This window comes from Streptomyces sp. NPDC045026, from assembly GCF_056432625.1.
The window spans coordinates 195,209-217,478 of the sequence record NZ_JBWKIS010000011.1 but is presented as its reverse complement, the minus strand read 5'-3'; the positions used below and the strand labels follow the sequence as shown (position 1 = coordinate 217,478).

Below are 22,270 nucleotides of genomic sequence, written 5' to 3'. Positions count from 1 at the left end.
GTGGTTCCGTTCCGCTCGCTCCCGCAACTGTCGCTCGCCGCAGGGCACTTGAGTCTCACCTCTTGTCAGCCCTCACGCCACCCCCTAAGTTGATCGATCGATTAAGTCTGATTAACCCAGCACTTACGTCTCCTACTTGAGTACCCGAGGTCCTCGTGCCGATACCCAAGTCCTCGCGCCGCCCCCTGCCCGCAGCGCTCCTCGCCGGCGTGCTCGCGGCCGCCGCCCTCGGTGGCGCGGGCCTCGCCTCCGGCCACGCCGACGCCGCCGAAGCCTCGGGCGGGCCCGACGCCGGGACCCGTACGGTCGAGTTCTTCGCCGACTCCCACGGGGAGGGCCGGCACGTCCGCGTTCCCGCCGCCGTACCGGCGGAGATCCGCAGGGAGAAGGGCGCGCCCGCGGCATCCGCGCCGGACGGCGAGGTCACCCCGCTGCAGAAGACCGGCCCCTCCGAGGGCCGCCTCGACCTCGTGATCATGGGCGACGGCTACACGGCGGACCAGCAGGAGGACTTCAAGCAGGACGCCGAGTCCAAGCTCGCGTCGATCTTCGCGATCGAGCCGTACAAGAGCTACAAGGGCCTCTTCAACTTCTGGCTCGTCAACACGGTCTCGAACGAATCGGGCGTCTCCGGAGACCCCACCCAGGACGTCGTCAAGGACACCGCGCTCAGTAGTTACTTCTTCTGCGACGACGTCGAGCGGCTGCTGTGCATCGACGAGAAGAAGGTCGACTCGTACGCGCAGCAGGCCCCGGACTCCGACATCGTCTTCGTCGTCTCGAACGCCACGAAGTACGGCGGCGCCGGTTACAGCGGCATCCAGTCGACGGCCGGCCACACCGGCATCGCCACGATGTCCTCCGACAACGACCGCTCGTACCTGATCGGCGCCCATGAACTGGGCCACTCCATAGGCCTGCTGGCCGACGAGTACCAGTACGACGGCTACGGCAGGTACCCCGGCGCGGAGCCCGTCGAGCCCAACACCAGCATCCTGACGGCGGACGGCATGTCCGGCGCCAAGGCCAAGTGGTACCGCTGGCTCGGCGAGAGCGACCCGGCGGGCGGGACCGTGGGCACGTACGAGGGCGGCGGCTACTACGAGTACGGGATCTACCGCCCCACCCAGAACTCGATCATGCGCGCGCTGGACACCGAACAGTTCAACCTCGTCGGCCGCGAGGCGATGATCGCCGGCTTCTACCGCGACGCCGACGTGCTCACGGCCCGCACCCCCACCGCCCGCACCCTGCGCCCCCAGGACCGCATCCGCGTGGACCTGGCGCCGCTGGCCAAGGGCCTGTCCGACGTGCGCGTGCACTGGTACGTCGACGGGGTCGAGGTGCGCCGCGCCGCCGCCGAGCACACCGTCACCGGCAAGGAGCTCGGCGCGCGCAAGGGCACGCACACCATCACCGCGACCGCCGTCGACAACAGCGCGTCGCTGCGGGACCCGGCGGCGATCCGGGCGGCGTCCAACAGCGTCAGCTGGACGGTGAAGACGGGCAAGTGACTGGACGGTGAAGACGGGTAAGTGACAGGCCCGCGCGCGAGGGGGCCCGGTTTTCAGCGGCCGGTCTCTCCCTGGGCGACCTCCACGCCCGCGTGCAGGTCGTGGGCCGCGTCGGCCACCGCACCGGCCGAGAGTGCCGCGCACACCAGCAGCGCGCCGGCGAGCGCGCGGCGCAGCGCCCTGCGCGGCCGGGCCGCCGCGGGGCTCGTGGTCAGCAGGGCCGAGACGCGGCGCGGCACCGGACCCGCCGTGACGGCGAGCGCCGTACGGGGCCGTGACCCGGCCCCCGGGACGCGGGCCGCGGCGAGGGCGGCCCGGCCGATCGCGCGTGCGGTGAGCGCCCGGTCGCCCGTCGCGGTGGCGGCGGACTCGTCGGCCCAGCGCTCCAGCGCGAAGGCGAGCGGTTCGCGCAGACCGCGCAGCATCGGGTGCAGGGTGACGGCCAGTTCGGCCGCCGCGAGGAACAGATGGTGGCGGCCCGCCAGATGTGCGCGCTCGTGCGCGAAGAGCACCTCGCGCTCGCGCGCATCGAGGGACCGCAGCATCCCCGTCGTCACGACGATCCGGCCGGGGCGCCCCGGAAGGGCGTAGGCGTACGGGAGTTCGTCCGGCCGGACGGAGAGTTCGTCGGCGGTGGCGGACCCGGCGCGGGCCGCCCGCATCTCGCGCCGCTGCCGCAGCCCCGTACGGACCAGCGCGAACGCGCCCGCCGCCAGCGCGAGAGCGGCGAGGACCGACGCGGGCACGAGCACCGGGGAGCCGTCGCCGAGGAGCGGAGGCGAGAGATGCGCGAAGGCGGCCACGGGAGGAAGCCGCAGCGCCCCGGCCGACGCGAGCAGGCCGAGCGCGGCCGTACTGGCCCCGGCGAGGACGACGGAGAAGCCCGCCAGCGTCCAGGCCGCCGCGCGGGGCGGCAGCCACTCGGCGGAGCGCCGCGCCGCGGGCACGGCGAGCAGCGGCATGAGCAGCGGGATCCAGACGGCGAAGATCATCGGCCGGTCCCTCCGCGGTCTTCTGCACCGGCGTCGGCAGCGCCCTCGCCTCCGCTGTCGAGCAGCGTGCGCAGCATCTGCTCGTCCTCGGTGCTCAGCTCGGAGACGAAGCGGGCCAGGACCGTGCCGCGGTCCTCGTCCTTGTCGAGCTCGGCGTGCATACGGCGCGCCGTGAGCCCGTGCGAGTCCTGTGCCGGCCGGTACGCGTAGCCGCGGCCCACCCGGTCACGGGTGACCGTCCCCTTGGCGTGGAGCCGGGTCAGGATCGTGGTCACGGTGGTGCGGGCGAGACCGTCGGCGAGCGCCCGCTGCACCTCGCCGGGGGTGAGCGGCGTCTCGGCGGCCCAGAGCGCGGCGAGGACGCTCGCCTCGAGCTCGCCCGCGGGACGCCGTTCCTGCTCCTCGTGCATGGGAACGATCCTCCGCTCTTCTTCGTCTACAGTTGAGTAGACCGTCTACACGACTGTAGTCGCATGCTCGGCACGCCCGCCTGTGGGCGCCGTCCAGCCCATTGTGCGACGACTGGCTCAGCCCATTATGAGACGACTGAGAGGAGCGGCCCCATGGCCGTAGACCCCCTGGCCGCCGCGCAAGCGGTGAACGTGCTGGACGCGGGTTCGCTCCTGTCCGCCTTCGGCGCCCTCGGCGTGGCCGTCGTCCTGTTCGCGGAGACCGGACTGCTCGTCGGGTTCTTCCTGCCGGGCGACTCGCTGCTCTTCACGGCCGGGCTGCTCTGCGCGGGCGGCTCGCACGGGCCCGTCCACCTCTCGCTGCCGCAGGTCCTGGCCGCCGCCGTCGTGGGCGCGCTGACCGGGGCGCAGGCGGGTTACTGGATCGGCCGGCGCGGCGGCCGCGCGCTCCTCGCCCGCAGCAGAGCCAAGCGGCTGCACGAGGGGGCGGCCCGCGCGGAGGAGCTCCTGGAGCGGTACGGACACGCGAAGGCGATCGTCCTGGCCCGCTTCGTCCCCGTCGTCCGTACGGTGCTCAACCCGCTGGCCGGAGCGCTCGGGGTGCCGGCGCGGGTCTTCACGGTGTGGCAGGTCGCCGGCGGCCTCGTCTGGACCGTCGGCCTGGTCCTCGCGGGCTACGCACTCGGCTCCTCCGTGCCGAACGTCGACCGGTACCTCCTGCCGATCGTCGCCCTCGTCGTCATCGTCTCGCTGGTCCCGCTGGCCCTGGAGGTGCTGCGCTCCCGCTCCCGGTCACGTGAGCGCCGCGCCGCGGAGGAGGGCACGTCATGACCGCACCTCTCGCGTTCAGCGGCGCGTCCGTGGACGGCGGTCTCTACACCTGGGTGACCGACCTGGCGCACAGCACCCCGCACGCGGTGAACGCCATCGTGTCCGCCTGGTCGGACTACGGGCTCGCGCTCTTCGCCGTACTGATGACCGTGGCCTGGTGGCGCGCGAGAGGCGAGGGCGGCGTCCGGATGGCCCGGGTCCTCGCGTCCCCGGTCGTCGTCGTGGTCGCCTACGCCGTGAACTCCGTACTCAAGTCGGTCGTCGACGAACAGCGCCCGTGCCGCACGCTCCACACGGTCACGGTGGAGGCGTGCCCGGCGCTCGGGGACTGGTCGTTCCCCAGCAACCACGCGGTGATCGCCGCCGCGGCGGCCGTCACCCTGCTGCTCGCCGACCGCCGCGTCGGCCTGATCGCGGTCCCGGCGGCGGTCCTCATGGGCGCCTCCCGGGTGTGGATCGGCGCGCACTACCCGCACGACGTCGCGGTGGGCCTGGCCGTCGGCGCCACCCTGGCCCTCCTGCTCAGCCCGCTCGCGACCCGGGCCACCCCACTGGTGAACCGCCTGCGGACGACCCGCCTCCGGCCCCTGGTGTCGACGCAGTGACGGGGCGGGGGCCGGAGACGACGACAGGGCGGCGCCCCATGCCCGTAGACCTGCCCGAGGACCGGAATCCCGCGGACCGGAATCCCGAGGACTGGAACACGGCGGACGCCGCCCCGCTGATGCCGCTCCGGCGGAGCTACTCGACTACTCCCCGGCGACCTCGATCCGCCCGTTGCTGTCCGCGGCAGAAGCGGATCCGGCCGCGGGCGCGGGCGCAGGCATCTGCCCCTTCGCCGAGGCCCCGGCACCCGTCGCCCCCGAAGTAAGCCCCTTCAGGAGCGACGCCAGATCGACTCCCGTGGTGGAGCTGAGGAGTTCGACGCCCTGCGCGACGTTGTCGGCGACCGTGCGCGACAGCTGGCTCGCGCCGTCCGTCGAGATCACCGTCATCTTGTCCACGGCGCTCAGCGGCTCGGACGCCTTCGCGACGACGCTCGGCAGCACCTCGACGACCATCTGGAGCACCGCCGCGTCGCCGTACCGCGCGAACGCGTCGGCCTTCTTGTGCATGGCCGCCGCCTCGGCGGCACCCTTCGCGCCGATCGCGGCCGCCTCTGCCTCACCCTCGAGACGCACGGCTTCGGCGAGCGCCGCACGGTGCGCCTTCTCGCCCTCACCGGTCAGCCGCGACCGCTCCGCGTCGGCCTCCGCCTGCTTGACCAGACCGATGCGGCGAGCCTCCGCCTCCTGCTCGGCCTGGTAGCGCGCGGCGTCGGCCGGCTTACGGACCTGGGTGTCCAGCTCACGGTCGGTCAGGGCCGCCTGGCGCTGGGCGACCTTCTCCTGCTCGGCGAGCACCTCCTGCCGGCGCGCGGCCTCGGCCAGCGGACCGGCGGCCCCGGCACGCGCCGCGGCCTCGTCGGTCTCGGCCTTGATCTCGGCCTGCTTCAGGTAGAAGGTCCGCTGCGCGATGGCGATCTCTTCCTCCGCCTTCAGCCGGGCCTGCTCGGCGGCGCGCCGCGCGACCGCCTCGGCGATGTCGGCCTCCTGCTTGGCGCGGGCGGCCTCGGGCCGGCCGAGGTCCTCCAGGTACGAGCCCTCGGTGGTGATGTCCTGGATCTGGAAGGCGTCGAGGACGAGGCCCTGCCCGGAGAGGCTGGCCTCCGCCTCCTCGGCGACCTGCCCGGCGAACGCGGCCCGGTCACGAATGATGTCCTCGACCGACATCCGCCCGACGATGGAGCGCAGGGCGCCCGAGAGCACCTCCTGCGTGAAGCCGACGATGCCGCCCTGCTGGGCGAGGAAGCGCTGGGCCGCGGCCCGGATCGAGTCCTCGGTGCCGCCGACCTTGACGATGGCGACGCCCTCGAGGTTGGCCTTCACGCCGCGCAGCGTGACCGCGCCGCGCACGGCGATCGGAATGTGCCGCGACGACAGGTCGAGGGTGAACTTCTGCTGGACGAACGGGACGACGAAGACGCCGCCGCCGACCACGACCTTCTGGCCGCTGTTGTCGGTGAACACCCGGCCGGTGTCCGGGTCGGTGGCCTTCTTGCCGCGCCGCCCGGTGACGATGAACGCCTCGCTGGGCCCGGCCACCTTGTAGCGGGTCACGACGACGAGTGCGAGCAGTACGACGAGTACGACGACTCCGATGACGGAGATGAGCACTGGACTCATGGTGATTCCCCCCTCCTGCCCCCTGGGGGACGGCGGATCGATTACGTATGGACTGGCCCCGGCGGGCTGCGTGGGGATGGCGCCGGCCGGCACTGAGCGGACTGCGGACTGCGGACTGCGGAGGCGCTCAGCGCCGGACGGGCCGCACGGCGACCGACGTGGGCGAGAGCGACTCCTCGACCCAGATCTCGCTGCCCCGCGCCACGGCCGTCGCCCCCGCGCTCTTCGCCGCGAGCTTCACCGGCTGCCCGGCGAGCCGCAGCAGCACCTCGCCGTAGCCGTCGGCCGGGATCGCCGTGACGACGGAACCCGCCGTGCCGACGAGGTCGTCGCCGCGCGGGGCGGCCCCGTCCTGATCGCGCATCAGGGCCCGGCTCAGCCGCCAGGTCAGCCACCCGGCCGCGACCCCCGCGCCGGCGCCCACGGCGGTGGCCGGCCCGGCCCCGAGGCCGGTGGTGCCGAGCACGAGCGCGCCGCCGAAGCCGAGCATGGAGACGAACCCGGCGACGACGGGCAGAGAGAGCAGCCCGTCGAAGAGCCCGTCGAGGAACCCGACGCCGCCGAAGAGCCCTTCGAGTACGCCGTCGAAGACGAGAGCGAGCACCAGCAGGACGAGTCCCGCGATCCCGAGCCCCAGAAAAACCGTCACCGCATGCCCCCTTCCGGCCGTGCCTGTACCGGCCGCCCCCTTCGGTGATGGCCACATCCTGGCACCACGAACGAAGTTCATGCATTGCCATATCCCGGCAATCTTTACTGTTCATTGATGCCTGGTTTTGCCGCCCTTTACGAGGCCGTTGCGGGAACTTCCGCCACCCCACCGGCCGTTGGTCAAGCCGGGGTGACGTATGACCGAGGGGAAGGTCCGGGAAAGAACCTGGGGGAGAGGCAGGGCGTACGGCGTGCTGTCCGCCCTGCCCTACGCGGTCATGGCCCTGGTCGCGTTCGCGGACGTCGCGTCCGGCCCGGGTGGGGGCCTGCTGCCGCTCGCGTCGCTCGGCCCCGCCTTCGCCGGCCTCGTGGGCAGCTGGCGGCGCACGGCGTGGATCGGCGGCATCGCCATGGCCCTGTGCTCGCTCCTCGCGGTGGACGACGGGCAGTTGGGGGAGCGCCGGGGGTACACGGCGCTCCTGTGCGTACTCGGCGTGACCGCCACGGGGATCGCCGCCGCCGTGATGCGCGGCCGCAGGGACGCCGAGCTGGCGAGCGTGCGGTCGATAGCGGAGGTGGCCCAGCGCGTACTGCTGCGCCCGGTGCCCCGCAGCGCCGGCCCGCTGCGGGTGGCGGTGTCGTACACGTCGGCGGTGGCGGAGGCCCGGATCGGCGGCGATCTGTACGAAGTCGTGGCCTCGCCGGGCGGCGTACGCGTGATCATCGGGGACGTGCAGGGCAAGGGGCTCGACGCGGTCGAGACGGCGGCGCTGGTCCTCGGCGCGTTCCGCGAGGCCGCCCACGACGAGCCCGAACTGCTGGGCCTCAGCCGCCGCCTGGAGCGCGCCGTCGACCGGGACCTGCACGGCGAGAAGTTCGTGACCGCGCTGCTCGCCGAGGTCAGGGGCGGCGGCAGGGAGGTGACGTTCCTGAACTTCGGGCACCCGGCCCCCATGCTCGTACGCCCCGACGGCTCGGCCCGCTTCCCGCGCCCGCCGCAGTACGCGCTGCCACTCGGCCTCGGCGTGCACGGCGTGGAGGGGCCCGAGCCGTACACCGTCGGCTTCGCGCCCGGCGACCAGATCCTCCTGTACACCGACGGCGTCACGGAGGCGCGGGACCGGGCCGGAGACTTCTACCCGCTCGGTGACCGGGCCTCGCTCCTCAAGGACCCCGACCCGGAAGCCGCCCTCAAGACGCTGCGCGCCGACCTGGTCCACCATGCGGCGGGCCCTCTCCACGACGACGCGGCGATGCTCCTCCTGCGCCACCGCCACGAAGAGCCGTCCGGCGCCGCGCCACCATTCGCGCCCTCCGCCCCGTAGCAATTCGCGCCACGAATTACCGACGATTTTCAGCACAGGCAGCCGTGTGCAACAGAACTCGGCCGCCCTATTCAGTCGGAATCCCCATAAATCAGGGTCCGCCGGATGGATGTCGTTAAGGCCGTTACCTGGGCGCGGCGAGTCCGTTGAACCGGTATGCGGGCGCGATCTTGCGGCCGTATCTGTCCAGCAAAAGGGAGAACGTGATGTCTCGCATCGCGAAGGCCGCCGCTGTCGCGCTCGGCACCGGCGCCGTGGTGATCAGCGGTGCCGGCCTGGCCATGGCCGACGCCGGCGCCCAGGGTGAGGCTGCCGGCTCGCCCGGCGTCGTCTCGGGCAACGCCGTCCAGGTCCCGATCCACGTCCCGGTCAACGTCTGCGGCGACACCGTGAACGTCATCGCTCTGTTGAACCCGACCTTCGGGAGCGCCTGCGCCAACGGTGACGGCAACGACGGGGGCGACAACGGCGGCAACGGCGGCTACGGCGGCTGACACCCCGACAAAGGCCCCCGGCGCGGATGCGCGGGGGCCTTTTCTCATGAGTGACGCGGATTATGCGTACCGATACAAATGCCCGTGCTCGATCATCGAACTCGGCTTCACTTTCCAGGGCGGCATCGGCTCGTCAAGAGTCACGACACCGCCCGTCCCCGTCGTCCCTCCGGCCGGCAAATAGGGGTCCGAGTCCGGGTATTTCCGGTGCCAGCGGGACCAGAGCAGATCGACGAACGCGTGGTTGAGCCAGAAGACCGGATCGTTCACGGCGTCCGCGCCGAGCATGTGCCCGCCGACCCACCGGTGCACCCGGTTGTGGTTACGGAACTTGCCGTTTCCCACCCCGGACGTCCAGCCCTCGACCTTGTTGCGGAAGCCGCGCGAGGACGTCGAGTTCCACGGGCCCGAGTCGTACAGCGAATCGCCCATCGCCCAGGCGAGTTCGTCCTTGGTGGGCAGCTCGATCGGATCGCGGGGGCGGCCGAATTCCCTGGTCAGGTACTCGCCCTCCGTCACGCCTTCCTTGATGGGCCAGTGCCCGCTCCCGTAGGCGAACGGCCCTGTCATCACCTGCCGGTCGGAGCGGCGGCCGTTCCCGCCGAGGAACCCCTCGCCCCACAGCGACGACGTCGCGGAGCGGTCCACCGTCCAGTCCCAGTAGGGGACGGAGACCCCGGGATCCACCCGCTGCAGCGCCCGTTCGAACTCGAGCAGGAACTGGCGGTGCCAGGGCAGAAATGTCGGCGCCATGTGCGCGATCCGCTGCCCGCCGTCCCCGTCACCGACGTAGAACTCCACGTGCGTGCGCACGAATTCGTCGTACTGTCCCTTGCGTTTGACCGCGAGCAGCGCGGCCACGAACCGCTTTTTCTGCGCCGCCGTGAGCGCTCTCTGGTTCTGCCGCGTGTAGACCAACGCCGTCCCCCTCCTTCGTCTTTGGCTGTGCCGTGGCGCTCATCGCGTGGGCCGGCGCAACATCTGGTCGCCGAGCTCGTCCACGGCCCCCCTGGTCGCGGCCAAGGGGGTGGGATACGACTGGTAGTGGTCGACCATGCTCAGATAACTGCCGTCGGCGCGGCGCATCAGATGCAGCGGCCGGCCGTCGACCGTGATGTCCCAGCGCCCGGACTGCGGCTCGGAGTGCTGCCCGATGTGCGCCCGTGTCATCGAGCCCTGCCCCCGCGTCCCGCGGATGTGACGGCCGCGGTAGGTCTCCTCGAAGTCCCCGCCGGCCGCGTCCTTCAGGTCGTCGTGCGGCCCGCGGAAGGCCCGGCCGACGAGGGCGGCGGCCGGGACCACGGCAGCGGCGAGCGTGACCCCGATCAGCCGCCGCACCACGGTCCGGCGCGTCGCGAGCCCCCGGCCGGCGGGACCGAGGCCGACAGACGAGGTATCGGCTTCCACTGGCGTCTCCTCTTCCGGGCCTCAGGATCGGTTCGTGCGGGTCACGCGAGGTCGAACGCCGCTCCCGGCGCCGTCGTCAGGAGCGGCGTGACGAGCGCGGCCTCGGGCAGCGCCACGTCCGGGAGCCCGAACCGGTCGGCCGCCGGGCCGGTGAGGGGCGGGCTCACGGACGCTCCTGGAGTGGCCGTCCGTACGTCGGACCCCTCGGTGGTCATGGCCAGGTGATCGACCTTGTGGTCCCCCGTCACCTGGGACAGCGGCGCCTCGACACGCGTGTCGGGCAGCTCGCTGCTGAGCGGAACCGCCGGCAGCAGCGGCTCGGGAAGCATCCGCCCGGCGACGAACCGCGGGGCGTCGGGCCCGCCAGGCACCGGGATCGGCACCCCGGTCGACAGCTCGGGCGCCTTCACGTGCAGCGCGCTCTCCACACCGGTCAGCGGAACGGCTACGGGTACCTGCTCGCCCGCGGCGGCGGGAGCGGCGCCCGCGCCCGCGGCGGCGAGGCAGCCGGCCAGTACAGCGAGCGTCCCTCTGGCAGTTGACTTCATGTCGGACACGGATCCTTTCGGGCTACGCGGTACTTGTCACCGCAAAAGGAGTAACGACCCGGCGGGAGGCATCAACGCAAACTTCCCCCACTCGGCGCAATCGGCCGATGGGAGTATCAGCTGGTCCAGAAGTCCCACCAGCGGGTCAGGATCAGCATCCCGATGATCCCGACGTGCAGTACGGGCAGGACCCAGGTGAACTCGCCGAAGAAGGACCGCAGCCAGGACGGCGCCGGGAGGAACCCGTTCCGGACGTTGAACGAGGTCGCGTACCAGAACATGACGATCGTGGCGACCCACGCCAGAGAACACCACAGGCACAGTGAGTTGATCCGGTACAGCGACTGGAACTGCAGCCACGTGCAGAATCCGACCCCGAACAGGGTGCCCGCGTTGAACGTCAGCCAGTACCAGCGCGGGAACCTCGCCCGCCCCAGCAGGCTCATCCCCACGCAGATCACCACGGCGTAGGCCGCGAGCCCCAGCATCGGGTTCGGGAACCCGAACGCCGACGCCTGCGCGCTCTTCATGATGTTCCCGCAGGACACCACCGGGTTGAGGCTGCAGCCCGGTGTGAAGTTCGGGTCCTCCAGCAGCTTGAACTTGTCGATCGTGATGACCCACGCCGCGAGCAGCCCCGCCGCACCGGTGATCACCAGAAGCAACGCGAAGCCCAGGGAACGGGACTGCGGAGCGGTGTGCGGCGCCTCAACAGCGGTGCTGCTGTGCGGAGTTGAGCCGGACTGCCGCGGCATCCGGGCCGGGCGTCCCTCGGTGTTCGTGGTTCCCATGGGCCACTTCCCTCTCGTCAGACGCGCAGCTTGCGTACGGGGAGCAGGCAGTGGGCCGCGCCGGTCAGCGTTGCCTCGTCGCCTGCGAAGGAGGCGAGGTCCTCCTCGGCGACCGGACTGCCGGGCACCGCCGAGGTCCAGGGACGGGTGGTGAACACGAAGTACGCGTAACCGCGTTCGGCCGCTGCGGCGAGCCACTCGGGGGGTGCGACGCACTGGGCGTTGAGGTACGGCATGTTGACGACGGCCTGGCCGGCCTCGACGAGCAGCGAGACGGGGAAGCTGGGGTTGCCCGTGGCGTCCACGACCTTGCCGACCGGCAGGCTGTTGTCCTCCAGCAGGGCCCGTACCGCTGCGCTCGATGCCTCCTGCCCGCCGGCGCCGTCCCCCAGGGAGTAGGCCAGGAGGAAGGGCATGTCCCCTGCTTCGTCCGGGTGTTCGCCGCTCCACGCGATGACGGCGAGGGTGCCCAGGTCGATGGGGCGGAAGGCGCGGTTCTCAGTCGGCGTTGAAGTCACCACGGCAGCGTAGCCACGCTCGCCGGGCGCCTCCTCGACCTTTCACCCGCTTGGGGGAACGGCCCCCACCCGAACGAGAATTGGGGCCGCGCCGGACAGTCCGAGAGGCCGGTCCGGGGCCGCTCGGCGCGGTGGGACCAGCCTCTTGTCGGCCTGTGATGCCGCTTCGCGTGAAGGGGTGCGCGAAGCGGTTCGTCAGCCGTTCTGGCCGCTGTTGCCGAAGGCCGGGTTGAGACCGGCGATGCCGTTGACGGTGTTGCCCACGACGTTGACCGGGACGTCGACGGGCACCTGGACGACGTTGCCCGAACCGACGCCGGGGGAACCGGCCGCCGCGCCTTCCGCGTCGGCACCGCCATGGGCGAAGGCGCTGCCCGAAGCGGCGCCCGCGGCGAGACCGGCGGCGACCATGACCAGAGCAGCCTTCTTGGCAGTGTTCATCGATAACCTTCCCAATAGGGGTTTTTGGCAGCTTATGAACCTGTTTGTGCGGCGGGTGGCAGGAACACACCCGCACAGGTCGCTACTTGCCGAGGGGAAGGCCGCCGAGGAGTCCGGCCGGGGCGCCGGCGCCGGCGTCGTTCACGTTGTCCGCCGTGTCCTGCACCGTGTTGAGGACCGAACCGCTCTGCTCAGTGTCCAGCATGTTGGTGTGCAGCGGCTGGGCGTCGAGTACCGACTGGTGGCTCAGGGTGTCGATCGCGCCGTTGAGGCTCGTCGGCGTGAGGTCGGAGGCGAACGCGGGTGCGGCTGCACCGGCGATGACCATGGATCCGGCGACGACGGCGGCGGCCTTCAGGGACTTCATCATGTTCCTTCCTCGGGGTGACGATTTGTCACCAGCGACGGAATATCCAACGAGCGTCCCAGGCAACAGAAACTCTGAGGTCAGGGGATTTGCCGAACCCACTCGAATGAAGGGCCGTGGAGTTCTCATATGAGATTTGGGAAGAGGTGAATTGTCGGCGCAGGGCGCCCGATCAGGCACGGCGGGGACATGAAAAGCCCGCCGCGCCGGTGGGAGACCGGCGCGACGGGTGGGCGGGGCGCCCGCTTCGCCGCGGGCGCGCCCCGTCAGCTGCGCAGGGCGGGAGCCTTGGGGAGCACCGGAGTCTGCGGGAGCGTGGAGGTGGACGGGCGTGTCGCCGCCGACGGGAGGGCGGGGAGCGAGGGGAGTGCGGGCAGGCCGGGCAGCGTCGGCGCGGGCAGCCCGGTGCCGAGCAGCGTGGCCGCGAGCAGGTTCACCAGGGCGGTGATCACGCCCGTGGTCGCCGTGGCCACGCCCGCGACGTCACCCGCCGTGGACGCCTTGAGCAGCGCGTCGACGGCGGTCTGGAGCGCGGTCAGGGCGTCGCCCTTCACGTCCTTCTTCGCCTTCGCGTCGTCGGGGGTGGCCGACTTCGGCGTCGTGGTGGTTGCGGGGGCGGTGGCCTTGGCGGCGTCGATCGCCGCCTTGATCGCGTCCGCGTGCTTCTGTGCCGCCTCGGCGGACAGCTTTCCGTCGTCGGCCTTGAGGACCTCGGTGAGCAGGTCCGTGACCGGGGTCAGGACGGAACCCAGGCTGCCGAGCGCTCCTACCTGGCCCAGCAGCGCATCCGCTCCGGGAACCGGTGCGCGCAGTGCCTCGACGCTGCTGGAGCTTCCCGGGTCGCTTTCGGCGGCTATCGCGGGGGCTGCCGTGCCGAGGATGATCGTCGCGCAAAGAGCGGTGGTAGCAATGCGCCGTACGGGCTGATGGGGCATGTTTGTTCCCTTTCGGTGGTGTGTGTCCGATCTTGTGACCACCGTGGGATGACGGGTCGCGCTGCGCAACAGATCGGTGACACGCCGTGCGCGATCACTCTTGCCTCTCGGCGTGTCGTGCCAGGTGAGGCGCCCGTTCGGGGTGTCTTCGCGACCTCCCCCCATACGGCGCAACGAACGCAAGAACGGCCGCCCCCGAAGGGGCGGCCGCGGAAGTGTCCGGGGGAACCGGATCAGTCGTTGGCGCAGTGCTCGCCGAACGCCGGGTTCAGCAGGCCGATCACGTCGACCGTGTTGCCGCAGAGGTTCACGGGGACGTGAACGGGAACCTGGGCGGTGTTGCCCGAGATCACGCCGGGGGAGTGGGCGGCGGCACCCTGCGCGCCACTGTCGGCGGCAGCGACGCCGGCGGTGCCGGCCAGGGCGGCGGCGGCAACGGTGGAAAAGACAAAGGCCTTCGCGGTACGCGACATGGGGGAAGTGCTCCTCGGTCGGTTGATGCATCTCCGGGGCAGTCGCCCGGCTCGTGGATCAACGCGCGCCACCCGTGCGGGGTTGCGCCCCCGATCGGGTGACTGCGTGGCGCGGACTTCACCTCTTTCACCATTCCGACACACATGTCGGGTTTCACAGATAAATGCTCATCTGTCGCTACAGTGACTCACCTCCCAGCCCGTCGAGGCGGGGCGCAGAAGTGTTTCCCATCCAATGTGACTTTCGCATCCTCATTCCGTGATTCAGAAGCTCTTTGTCCCTGAAAGGGAATCGGTCATGCGTCATCACCTGGGCTCGCTCATGCGCCGCACGGCGGTGGGCGTCATTTCTCTTTCCGCCGTTTCCGTGCTTTCCGCTGTTTCCGCGACCGGTGGCGCAGCGGCCGCGCCGCACGCCTGTGAGGCCCGTAGCGCGTTTCCCTCCTCCATGACCTAGGGAAACGCGCATGCAACTGACAGCGACACACCCTCGACCGCGTGTCCTGCACGTCACCCAGCCCGTCGACGGCGGAGTGGCCCGCGTCGTCCGTGACCTGACGGAGGTTCAGCTCGCGGCCGGTATGCGGATCAGCGTGGCCTGTCCGCCCGACGGGCCCCTGGCCGGATCGCTGCGACGCATCGGCTGCGACGTCCTGCCCTGGGAGGCGACCCGCTCGCCCGGACCCGGCATCGCGCGCGAAGTACGCGGACTGGCCCGGCTCGTGGCCCAGGTGCGACCTGCCCTCGTCCACGCGCACAGCGCCAAGGCCGGTCTCGCCGCCCGCCTCGCCGTCCGCGGCCGGGTCCCCACCGTGTTCCAGCCGCACGCCTGGTCCTTCGAGGCGGTCGACGGCGCCACCGCCCGGCTCGCGCTCGAGTGGGAGCGCCGGGGCGCGCGCTGGGCCTCGCGGGTCGTGTGCGTCAGTGAGGCGGAGCGCGCGACGGGCGAACGGGCCGGGATCACCGCGCGCTGGGACGTCATCCCCAACGGCGTGGACCTCACCCGGTTCGTGCCCGCCCCCGAACCGCGCGAGGCCACCGCCGATCCACTGGTGGTCTGCGTCGGGCGCATCTGCCGCCAGAAGGGCCAGGACGTCCTGGTGCGCGCCTGGCCCCTCGTACAGGAGAGGTTCCCGCGGGCGCGGCTCGTGCTGGTCGGGGACGGGCCCGACGCGGCGGCGCTGCGCCGGCAGGCCACCGCATCCGTGCGGTTCGTGGGGGCCGACGACCCCCTGCCCTGGTACCGGCAGGCCGACCTCGTGGTGCTGCCGTCCCGCTGGGAGGGCATGGCTCTCGCGCCGCTGGAGGCGATGGCCTGCGGGCGGCCCGTCGTCGTCACCGACGTGGACGGCGCCCGCGAGAGCCTGCCCGCCGGCATCCCGTCCGACTGCCTCGTCCCGCCGGACGACCCCGGCGCGCTCGCCCGCGCCCTGACCGCTCTGCTGCGCGACCCCCACCGGCTCGGCGCGCTCGGCGGCCTCGCCCTCCGGCACGCGCGCACCCACCACGACGTGCGGCGCACCGCCGACGCGGTCGCAGACGTGTACCGCGAACTACTGGGCGTGGAGCCCACCGAGTGCAGGGAGCCCATCAACACGTGACCGCGGAACGTACCGTTGCCTCCCCCGCGGGGCAGCCACGCGCCACTGGGCCGAGCACCCTCACCCCCTCGGTCATCCCGCCACGCGCCGAGGCGGGCGGCCGCCGGTCCCCGGCAGGCGCGCGCCCGGCCGAGCGGCGCCCCTCCCGTGTGTCGCTCCTGGCGGCGGACGGTACGGCCGCCGTGCTGAGCACGCTCGTGATCGCGCCGGTCCAGCGCCACCCCCTGCTCGTGATCGCGCTGGCCGCCGGTGTCGCGGCGGCGAACGCGCGCGCGGGCCTCTACCGCGGCGACGCGCCCCGTCTCCTGCTCGACGACTGGCCCGCGATCGGCTGCCGCATCGCGGTGATCTGGTGCGTCATGGCGGCCGGGCTCGCCGGGTTCCCGCGGCTCGACCCGGTGCCGGCCGACATGCTCGCGGCGGGCGCCGCCCTGCACTGCCTCCTCGCGGGTGCGGGCCGCGGCCTCGTCTACTGGCGGCGCCGCGAGGCCGCCGCGCGCCGCCCCTGCCCGACGCTCCTCATCGGCCCCGAGACCGTCGCCCGGCCGGTCGCCGCCGCCCTTCTGCGCCACCCGCGATCGGGCATCCGCCCGGTCGGCATCCTGGCGGACAAGGAGCCCGAACACCCGCCCGACCACGAAGGGGCAGACCTCCCCGTCCTCCCCGTCCTCGGCACGGCCGACGACCTGCGCCGCGCGATCATCCAGAACGGGGTGCGGCGGGCACTGCTTCTCGACGATTCGGCGCACTCGGCCGGCCCGGCGTCCGACCGGGCGGCCTGGCTGGCGGTGCTGGGTGAATACGGCTGCCGCGTCTGGGAGTTCGACCCGTCCCCGTCGCCGTACCCCGCCCGGCCCGGTGACGCGGCCCGGCACCTTGCCGGGTTCCGCTACCGGCCACGGCCGCCCGACCGCCGCCGCGGCAGTGCCGGCAAGCGCGCACTCGACCTCCTCGTCTCCGGCACCCTTCTCGTCCTGACCAGCCCGGTCCTGCTGGTGTGCGCCGTGTGGCTGCGCCTCGCGGAAGGGCCCGGCGTCGTCTTCCGGCAGGAGCGCGTCGGGAAGGACGGGAAGCCCTTCACGCTGCTGAAGTTCCGCACGCACCGCCCGAGCGACGCGATGGAGTCGGCCACCCGGTGGAGCGTCGCGGACGAGAAGCGGATGGCGTGGTTCTGCCGGTTCCTGCGGCGCACCTCCCTGGACGAGCTGCTCCAGTTGTGGAACGTGTTCCGCGGCGACATGAGCCTCGTCGGCCCGCGACCCGAACGCCCCTATTTCGTCCTGCAGTTCAGCCAGACCTACCCCGGATACGCCGAGCGGCACCGCATGCCGACCGGCATCACCGGCCTCGCCCAGATCCACGGCCTGCGCGGCGACACCTCCATCGAGGACCGCGCGCGCTTCGACAACGCGTACATCGACAGCTGGTCGCTGTGGCAGGACGTCAGCATCCTGGTGCGCACCGCGGCCGCGCTCGTACGCTCCACGGGGAGTTGACCGCGTGACTGCCTCTCCCGCGCCCGCGCCCGCGCCCGTTCCCTGTCCCGCTCCCGCGGATGCCGGTCTGCGCACGGCGCCAGGGCCCGCCGGTGCGCGGCCCGCCCCGGCCGCCGCGCTCGTCGCCGTCCTCGGCCGGTACGCGCCCGTGCTCCCCGTCGTCTTGATGGTCGCCGTACTCGGCCTCCCGCTGACGCCCGGCTCGGCGGGATCCGGGGGCGGCACTCTCGCCGACGCGGCCTCCGGCCTGGTCGTCGCCGTCTGCGTGGCCGTCACCCTGCGCCGCGCCGAGCGCCCCCTGACGCGTACCGCCGCGATCCTCCTCGGGATGCCCGTCGTCGGGATCGCCGTCGCCGCGGCGGGCGCCGACTCGCCGTCGACCGCGCTCGTCGGCATGGTCCGCTACTGCCAGATCTTCGTCCTCGTCCCCGTGTCCGTCCTGGTCCTGGTCCGCGACCGCCGCGACTTCCGGCTCCTCGCCAGGTCGTTCGTGGCGCTGGCCCTGTGGCAGGGCGGCATCGGCATCCACCAGTACCTGACCGGGACCGGCGCCTCGTACATGGGCGAGGACATCCGCGCCGTCGGCACCTTCGGCCCCACGGACGTCATGGGAATGGCGACGGTGGTGTCGTACGGGCTCGTGGCCGCCGTCGGCCTGGCCCTCGGCGCCCGCACCGCGGCCCGGCGCACACCCGCCCTGCTGTGCGCGCTCGCGCTTGTCCTGCCGCTCGCCCTCTCCTTCAGCCGGGGCGCGTGGATCGCGACCGTCGTGGCGTGCGTCGCGCAGGTGCTGCTCGCCGGGGTGCGGCGCGCCGTCCGCCTGTTCGCCGTGGCCGCCGCGGCCGCCGTCGTCCTGGTGGGCGGCTTCGGCGTCGGGACGCAGCTGCTCCAGGAGCGCATGAGCAGCATCACGCAGGTCGCCGACGCCCCCGACCAGTCCGTCACGGACCGGTACACGATGTGGGCCGCGGCGGTCGACATGTGGAGCGAGCACCCGGCGACGGGCGTCGGCCTCAAGGGCTTCCCCGCCCACCGCGACAGCCACGCCTCGCTCGCGCTGTCCTCGGGCAGCGACACGGCGGGCGCGGGCGCCGCGTTCAAGCGCCAGCCGCTGCTGTCCCCGCACAACATGTACCTGCTCGTGCTCAGCGAGCAGGGCCTGATCGGTCTGGTCGGCCTCGCGGGCGGCTGGGCCGCGCTGCTGCTGCTCGGCCTGCGCCGCCTCGGCCGCCGCGCGGGCAGCCGGCCCGGCCTGGACTGCGGCCTCGTCGCGTGCGGGCTGCTCGGCTGGCAGCTCGTGGACTTCGTGTACGCCGACATCGGCGGTCCGTCGACCGTACTGACCGCCCTCGTCATCGGCCTCGTCGCGTGGTGGGGCCTGGCGCCGCAGGCGCCCCCGAAGGAGGCGGCGACGCCGTGACCATCCCCACCGCGGACGGCGACACCCGTACGGCCGCGAGCCTGCCCGCCCAGCTCCGGGCCGAGCCGGCCGTCACCGAATCCCCCGGAGCGTCCGACAGCCGCCTCGCGCGCGCCGCCCTGCTCACGGCCGCCCTTTCGGCCGCCGGGTCGGTCCTGGGTCTCGGCCGCGACCAGTCCCTCGCCCACCTCTTCGGCGCGGGCAGCGAGACCGACGCGTTCCTGGTCGCGTGGACGGTCCCGGAGTTCGCCGCCACGCTCCTCATCGAGGACGGGCTCGCGTTCGTGCTCGTGCCCGCGTTCAGCGCGGCCGTCGCCCGCCGCGCACAGGCCGGCAGAACGGACCCCGTACGGTCCCTCGTCTCGTCGTCGCTGCCCCGCTTCGGCCTCGCGTTCCTGGCCGCGGCCGTGCTGCTCATCGCGGGCGCACCCTTCCTGGTCCACGTCCTGGCGCCCGGCCTTCCCGACCCCCGACTCGCCGTCGACTGCACCCGGTTGACGGCCACCTGCGTCCTGACCTTCGGCCTGACCGGGTACTGCAGCGCGGCGCTGCGGGCCCACGGCTGCTATATGCCACCGGCCGCGATCTATGTCGCGTACAACACCGGCATCATCGCGACGATGCTCGTGTGCGGGACGCGCTGGGGTGTGCGGTCGGCCGCGATGGGGGTGGCCGTGGGCGGCTGCCTGATGGTGGCGGTCCAACTGCCCGCTTTTCACGGGCGGTTGAATGCCGCGAAAGCCACCGAAAGGCTCGCGGACGAGGCCGGGCGCGAGGCCGGGGACAGGCCCGGGGGCGAGCCCGGGGACAGGTCCGGGGACGAGACCGCTGCCAAGGGGCGGGGGCGGGCCATGCACCTCGGGCTCATCGCCGCCGTTCTGGCCTTCGCCCTGTGCAAGCAGTCGCAGGTGTTCATCGAGCGCTTCCTCGCCTCGTCGCTCGCCGCGGGCTCCATCTCGCACCTGAACTACGCGCAGAAGGTGGCCCAGCTGCCGATGATGCTCTCCCTGATGCTGTGCACCGTCACGTTCCCCGTGGTGGCACAGGCCGTCGCGCGCGGCGACATCGCGGCGGCGCGCGCCCGCATCGAACGCGACCTCGGCCTCGCCGCCTGCGTGGTCCTCGTCGGCGCCGCCGCGATCTTCGCCTGCGCCCCGCAGATCATCCATGTCCTGTTCCAGCGCGGCGCGTTCACCGCCGCCGACACCGCCGCCACGGCCTCCGTCATGCGCGTGTACGCCCTCGGCCTCCTCGGCCACTCCATGGTGGGCGCCCTGGTCCGCTCGTACTTCTCGTCGGGCCGCCCCACCTGGTACCCGGTGGGCGCGATGGCCGTGGGCATGGCCGCCACCGCGGGCGTGGGCTCCTGGACGGTCGACCTGTGGGGCGTACGCGGCATCGCGGGCGCCAACGCCTTCGGGATCACCCTCACCGCCGTACTGCTCCTCGCCGCGATGGACCGGCGCAGCGTGCCGGTCGACGTCTCCAAGGTCCTGTCCGAGATGGGCAAGCCGCTGCTCGCCGCCGCGGGCGCGACCGTGGCGGGACTGATGGCCGCGGCCTCCTTCACGTCCCCGTTCGCGGCGGGCGGGGCCGGGTGTCTCGCCGTGACGGCCGTGTTCGTCGTCCTCCTGTGGGCGCTGAGGGCCGAGTCCCTCGCGCCCCTCGTTCCCGTTGTCCGCTCCGCGACCAGAAAGCTCCGGCATGCCCGTTGACGCAGGACGCACCGATGACACAGGACGCACCAATGACGCAGGACGTACCGGTCACACGGGACGCACCGATGACACAGGACGCACCAATGACGCAGGACGTACCGGTCACACGGGACGTACCGATGACACGGGACGTACCGATGACGCAGGCCGCACCGGGACAAGGGCCGTTCCGCGCCCCCGGCCGTGGTTCCCGGACCGCACCCGCCGGTTGTTCCCCGAGCCGCCGATGTGGGTCGCGATGTACCACTCCGTGGACGACTGCCGCGACGACCCGTACCGCGTCACCGTCTCCCCCGAACGCCTCCAGGAACAGCTCCGGTGGCTGCGCAGGCGCGGGCTGCGCGCGGTGGGTACGGCGGCGCTCCTGGAGGCCCGCGCGCTCGGCACGGCCCGCGGCCTGGTGGGGCTCACCTTCGACGACGGCTACTGCGACTTCGTCGACAACGCGCTGCCGCTGCTGCGCCACTACGACTGCGGCGCCACCCTGTTCGTCCTGCCGGGCCGCCTCGACGGCGTCAACGAGTGGGACCCCCTGGGCCCGCGCAAGCCGCTCCTGTCGGACCGCGGCATCCGGACCGCGGCGGCCGCGGGCATCGAGATCGGCTCGCACGGCCTGACCCACGTCGACCTCACCCGCGTCGACGACCGCGAACTGCGCGCGGAGACCGAGGACAGCCGAAGACGCCTGACGGAACTCACCGGACGCGAGGTCCCCGGCTTCTGCTACCCCTACGGCACCGTCGACCGCCGCGTCGCGGACGCCGTCCGCCGCGCCGGATACCGCTACGCCTGCGCCATCTCGCCGGGCGACCTCACCGGCGACTTCGCCCTGCCGCGCGTCCACGTCGGCCAGGAGGACGCGGCCTGGCGCCTCGAACTGAAACTGCGCCTGCACCGCCTGCGCCGCCGCACCTCCACCGCACCGGAGGCCCGTACATGAGGACCCTGCACGTCATCACCGGCCTCGGGACCGGGGGAGCCGAACAGCAACTGCGGCTCCTGCTGCGCCATCTGCCCGTCCACAGCGACGTGGTGACCCTGACCAATCCGGGCGCCGTGGCCCGCGGCCTGACCGCCGACGGCGTCCGCGTCGTGCACCTCGGCATGTCCGGCAACCGTGACCTGGGCGCCCTGCCCCGGCTCACCAGGCTGGTGCGCGAGGGCCGCTACGACCTCGTGCACACCCACCTGTACCGCGCCTGCGTCTACGGCCGCTTCGCCGCACGCCTCGCCGGGGTCCGCGCCGTCGTCGCCACCGAGCACTCGCTGGGGGAGCACGCGATGGAGGGGCGCCCGCTGTCCGCCGGGGTCCGCGCGCTCTACCTCGCGGGCGAGCGGGTGGGCCGGGCCACCCTGGCGGTCTCCCCGTCGGTGGCCGAGCGCCTGGCGCGGTGGGGGGTGCCCCGGCACCGTATCCACGTCGTGCCCAACGGCATCGACGTGGACCGCTTCGCCCACGACCCGGCGCTGCGCGACACCACCCGCCACGTGCTCGGCCTGCACCGGGACGACTTCGTCATCGGGGGAGTCGGCCGCCTCGTCCCCGGCAAGCGCTTCGACGTCGTCGTCCGGGCGCTGGCCCAACTGCCGGACTACGTAAGGCTGCTCCTCGTCGGAGACGGGCCCGAGGAGGAGCGGCTGCGCAGGCTCGCCCAGGAGCTGGGGGTCGCGCGGCGCGTCGTGTTCGCCGGGGAGCGCCCCTACGCGTCGCCGTCGGGCCGCGCCGGCGACCCCGATCTGCCGGCTCTCATGGGCGCGATGGACCTGCTCGCCTCCCCGTCGGACGACGAGGCGTTCGGCCTCGCCGTCGTGGAGGCACTCGCCTCCGGACTGCCCGTCCTCTACGTCAGCTGCCCCGCGGTCGAGGACCTGCCGCCGCAGCTGGAGGCCGCGGCCGTCCGCGTCTCCGGCGACCCGGAGTCATTCGCACAGCAGGCGCTGCGGATCGTGGCGGCCCGGCCCTCCGGCCGCGCCCCGTCCCCGGCGGCGCGCCACTACAGCATCGCCCGAAGCGTCGAACAGCACCTGCGGCTGTACGAGGCGGCCCTGGGCGGTTCGGATCCCAGAGTTCCGAGAGCTCCGAGAGCCTCCGAAAACGTCCGAGAGTTTTGAG

Annotated in this window: 25 protein-coding genes; 12 read left to right on the top strand and 13 right to left on the bottom strand. The window is 72.6% G+C overall.

What is annotated here, in order from left to right; all coding sequences use genetic code 11:
- Positions 1-155 precede the first annotated feature (155 nt).
- A complete protein-coding gene (locus AC07EJ_RS24350; protein ID WP_478884920.1) occupies positions 156-1,514 on the top strand; it encodes a M64 family metallopeptidase in 1,359 nt (452 codons plus the stop codon).
- 53 nt (positions 1,515-1,567) lie between these two features.
- Here AC07EJ_RS24350 and AC07EJ_RS24345 read toward each other — a convergent pair whose 3' ends face one another.
- Positions 1,568-2,506, bottom strand: a complete 939-nt coding sequence (locus AC07EJ_RS24345; protein WP_389490505.1) for a M56 family metallopeptidase — start codon at positions 2,504-2,506, stop codon at positions 1,568-1,570.
- On the bottom strand, positions 2,503-2,916 hold the full coding sequence (locus AC07EJ_RS24340; protein WP_389490508.1) for a BlaI/MecI/CopY family transcriptional regulator: 414 nt from the start codon (positions 2,914-2,916) through the stop codon (positions 2,503-2,505). The genes AC07EJ_RS24345 and AC07EJ_RS24340 overlap by 4 nt, the downstream gene beginning before the upstream one ends.
- 153 nt (positions 2,917-3,069) lie before the next feature.
- Between AC07EJ_RS24340 and AC07EJ_RS24335 the strand changes: the two genes are divergently transcribed.
- Positions 3,070-3,747, top strand: coding sequence for a DedA family protein (locus AC07EJ_RS24335; protein ID WP_389490510.1), 678 nt, complete (start codon positions 3,070-3,072; stop codon positions 3,745-3,747).
- Positions 3,744-4,352 (top strand): phosphatase PAP2 family protein, encoded by a 609-nt coding sequence (locus AC07EJ_RS24330; RefSeq protein ID WP_389490512.1) that lies wholly within the window; start codon positions 3,744-3,746, stop codon positions 4,350-4,352. Before AC07EJ_RS24335 ends, AC07EJ_RS24330 begins: the two co-directional genes overlap by 4 nt.
- A gap of 144 nt (positions 4,353-4,496) precedes the next feature.
- Here AC07EJ_RS24330 and AC07EJ_RS24325 read toward each other — a convergent pair whose 3' ends face one another.
- Both AC07EJ_RS24325 and AC07EJ_RS24320 read right to left on the bottom strand, forming a co-directional pair.
- Positions 4,497-5,972: a flotillin family protein gene (locus tag AC07EJ_RS24325; RefSeq protein ID WP_389490514.1), complete on the bottom strand. Its 1,476-nt coding sequence runs from the start codon at positions 5,970-5,972 to the stop codon at positions 4,497-4,499.
- A gap of 127 nt (positions 5,973-6,099) precedes the next feature.
- Positions 6,100-6,621, bottom strand: a complete 522-nt coding sequence (locus tag AC07EJ_RS24320; RefSeq protein WP_478884919.1) for a hypothetical protein — start codon at positions 6,619-6,621, stop codon at positions 6,100-6,102.
- A gap of 199 nt (positions 6,622-6,820) precedes the next feature.
- On the opposite strand from AC07EJ_RS24320, the gene AC07EJ_RS24315 reads away from it, so the two are divergent.
- A complete protein-coding gene (locus tag AC07EJ_RS24315; protein WP_478884918.1) occupies positions 6,821-7,948 on the top strand; it encodes a PP2C family protein-serine/threonine phosphatase in 1,128 nt (375 codons plus the stop codon).
- A 206-nt stretch (positions 7,949-8,154) separates the two neighbouring features.
- On the top strand, positions 8,155-8,442 hold the full coding sequence (locus AC07EJ_RS24310) for a chaplin (protein ID WP_389490519.1): 288 nt from the start codon (positions 8,155-8,157) through the stop codon (positions 8,440-8,442).
- Between the two features lie 60 nt (positions 8,443-8,502).
- Here AC07EJ_RS24310 and AC07EJ_RS24305 read toward each other — a convergent pair whose 3' ends face one another.
- The 9 genes from AC07EJ_RS24305 to AC07EJ_RS24265 form a co-directional block, all read right to left on the bottom strand.
- Positions 8,503-9,360 carry a tyrosinase family protein gene (locus AC07EJ_RS24305; RefSeq protein WP_478884917.1) on the bottom strand — a complete coding sequence of 286 codons (858 nt, stop codon included), beginning with the start codon at positions 9,358-9,360 and terminating at the stop codon, positions 8,503-8,505.
- A gap of 39 nt (positions 9,361-9,399) precedes the next feature.
- The gene (locus AC07EJ_RS24300) at positions 9,400-9,849 is read right to left on the bottom strand and encodes a tyrosinase family oxidase copper chaperone (RefSeq protein ID WP_478884916.1); all 450 of its coding nucleotides are present in this window, start codon (positions 9,847-9,849) and stop codon (positions 9,400-9,402) included.
- A gap of 41 nt (positions 9,850-9,890) precedes the next feature.
- Positions 9,891-10,397, bottom strand: a complete 507-nt coding sequence (locus AC07EJ_RS24295; protein WP_389490527.1) for a hypothetical protein — start codon at positions 10,395-10,397, stop codon at positions 9,891-9,893.
- A gap of 116 nt (positions 10,398-10,513) precedes the next feature.
- Positions 10,514-11,152, bottom strand: coding sequence for a vitamin K epoxide reductase family protein (locus AC07EJ_RS24290; RefSeq protein ID WP_478884942.1), 639 nt, complete (start codon positions 11,150-11,152; stop codon positions 10,514-10,516).
- Positions 11,153-11,205: 53 nt separating this feature from the next.
- Positions 11,206-11,706 (bottom strand): DUF5949 family protein, encoded by a 501-nt coding sequence (locus AC07EJ_RS24285; RefSeq protein WP_389490742.1) that lies wholly within the window; start codon positions 11,704-11,706, stop codon positions 11,206-11,208.
- Between the two features lie 195 nt (positions 11,707-11,901).
- Entirely contained in the window at positions 11,902-12,147 is a 246-nt protein-coding gene (locus tag AC07EJ_RS24280) for a chaplin family protein (RefSeq protein ID WP_389490739.1), read from the bottom strand.
- Positions 12,148-12,229: 82 nt separating this feature from the next.
- Entirely contained in the window at positions 12,230-12,514 is a 285-nt protein-coding gene (locus AC07EJ_RS24275; protein WP_389490752.1) for a hypothetical protein, read from the bottom strand.
- Positions 12,515-12,780: 266 nt separating this feature from the next.
- Complete coding sequence (locus AC07EJ_RS24270) at positions 12,781-13,449, bottom strand: hypothetical protein (protein ID WP_478884915.1); 669 nt, start codon at positions 13,447-13,449, stop codon at positions 12,781-12,783.
- Between the two features lie 233 nt (positions 13,450-13,682).
- On the bottom strand, positions 13,683-13,922 hold the full coding sequence (locus tag AC07EJ_RS24265) for a chaplin (protein ID WP_393587495.1): 240 nt from the start codon (positions 13,920-13,922) through the stop codon (positions 13,683-13,685).
- A 259-nt stretch (positions 13,923-14,181) separates the two neighbouring features.
- Between AC07EJ_RS24265 and AC07EJ_RS24260 the strand changes: the two genes are divergently transcribed.
- The 7 genes from AC07EJ_RS24260 to AC07EJ_RS24230 all read left to right on the top strand — a co-directional run bounded on the left by AC07EJ_RS24260 (position 14,182) and on the right by AC07EJ_RS24230 (position 22,269).
- On the top strand, positions 14,182-14,379 hold the full coding sequence (locus AC07EJ_RS24260; RefSeq protein WP_478884914.1) for a hypothetical protein: 198 nt from the start codon (positions 14,182-14,184) through the stop codon (positions 14,377-14,379).
- A 10-nt stretch (positions 14,380-14,389) separates the two neighbouring features.
- Positions 14,390-15,523 carry a glycosyltransferase gene (locus AC07EJ_RS24255; protein WP_389490728.1) on the top strand — a complete coding sequence of 378 codons (1,134 nt, stop codon included), beginning with the start codon at positions 14,390-14,392 and terminating at the stop codon, positions 15,521-15,523.
- Positions 15,520-17,019 carry an exopolysaccharide biosynthesis polyprenyl glycosylphosphotransferase gene (locus tag AC07EJ_RS24250; protein ID WP_389490726.1) on the top strand — a complete coding sequence of 500 codons (1,500 nt, stop codon included), beginning with the start codon at positions 15,520-15,522 and terminating at the stop codon, positions 17,017-17,019. The genes AC07EJ_RS24255 and AC07EJ_RS24250 overlap by 4 nt, the downstream gene beginning before the upstream one ends.
- A gap of 166 nt (positions 17,020-17,185) precedes the next feature.
- A complete protein-coding gene (locus AC07EJ_RS24245) occupies positions 17,186-18,439 on the top strand; it encodes an O-antigen ligase family protein (protein WP_389490750.1) in 1,254 nt (417 codons plus the stop codon).
- On the top strand, positions 18,436-20,154 hold the full coding sequence (gene murJ / locus AC07EJ_RS24240; RefSeq protein ID WP_389490723.1) for a murein biosynthesis integral membrane protein MurJ: 1,719 nt from the start codon (positions 18,436-18,438) through the stop codon (positions 20,152-20,154). Before AC07EJ_RS24245 ends, murJ begins: the two co-directional genes overlap by 4 nt.
- 241 nt (positions 20,155-20,395) lie before the next feature.
- On the top strand, positions 20,396-21,097 hold the full coding sequence (locus tag AC07EJ_RS24235) for a polysaccharide deacetylase family protein (protein WP_389490720.1): 702 nt from the start codon (positions 20,396-20,398) through the stop codon (positions 21,095-21,097).
- Positions 21,094-22,269: a glycosyltransferase gene (locus tag AC07EJ_RS24230; protein WP_393587500.1), complete on the top strand. Its 1,176-nt coding sequence runs from the start codon at positions 21,094-21,096 to the stop codon at positions 22,267-22,269. The genes AC07EJ_RS24235 and AC07EJ_RS24230 overlap by 4 nt, the downstream gene beginning before the upstream one ends.
- Position 22,270 lies beyond the last annotated feature (1 nt).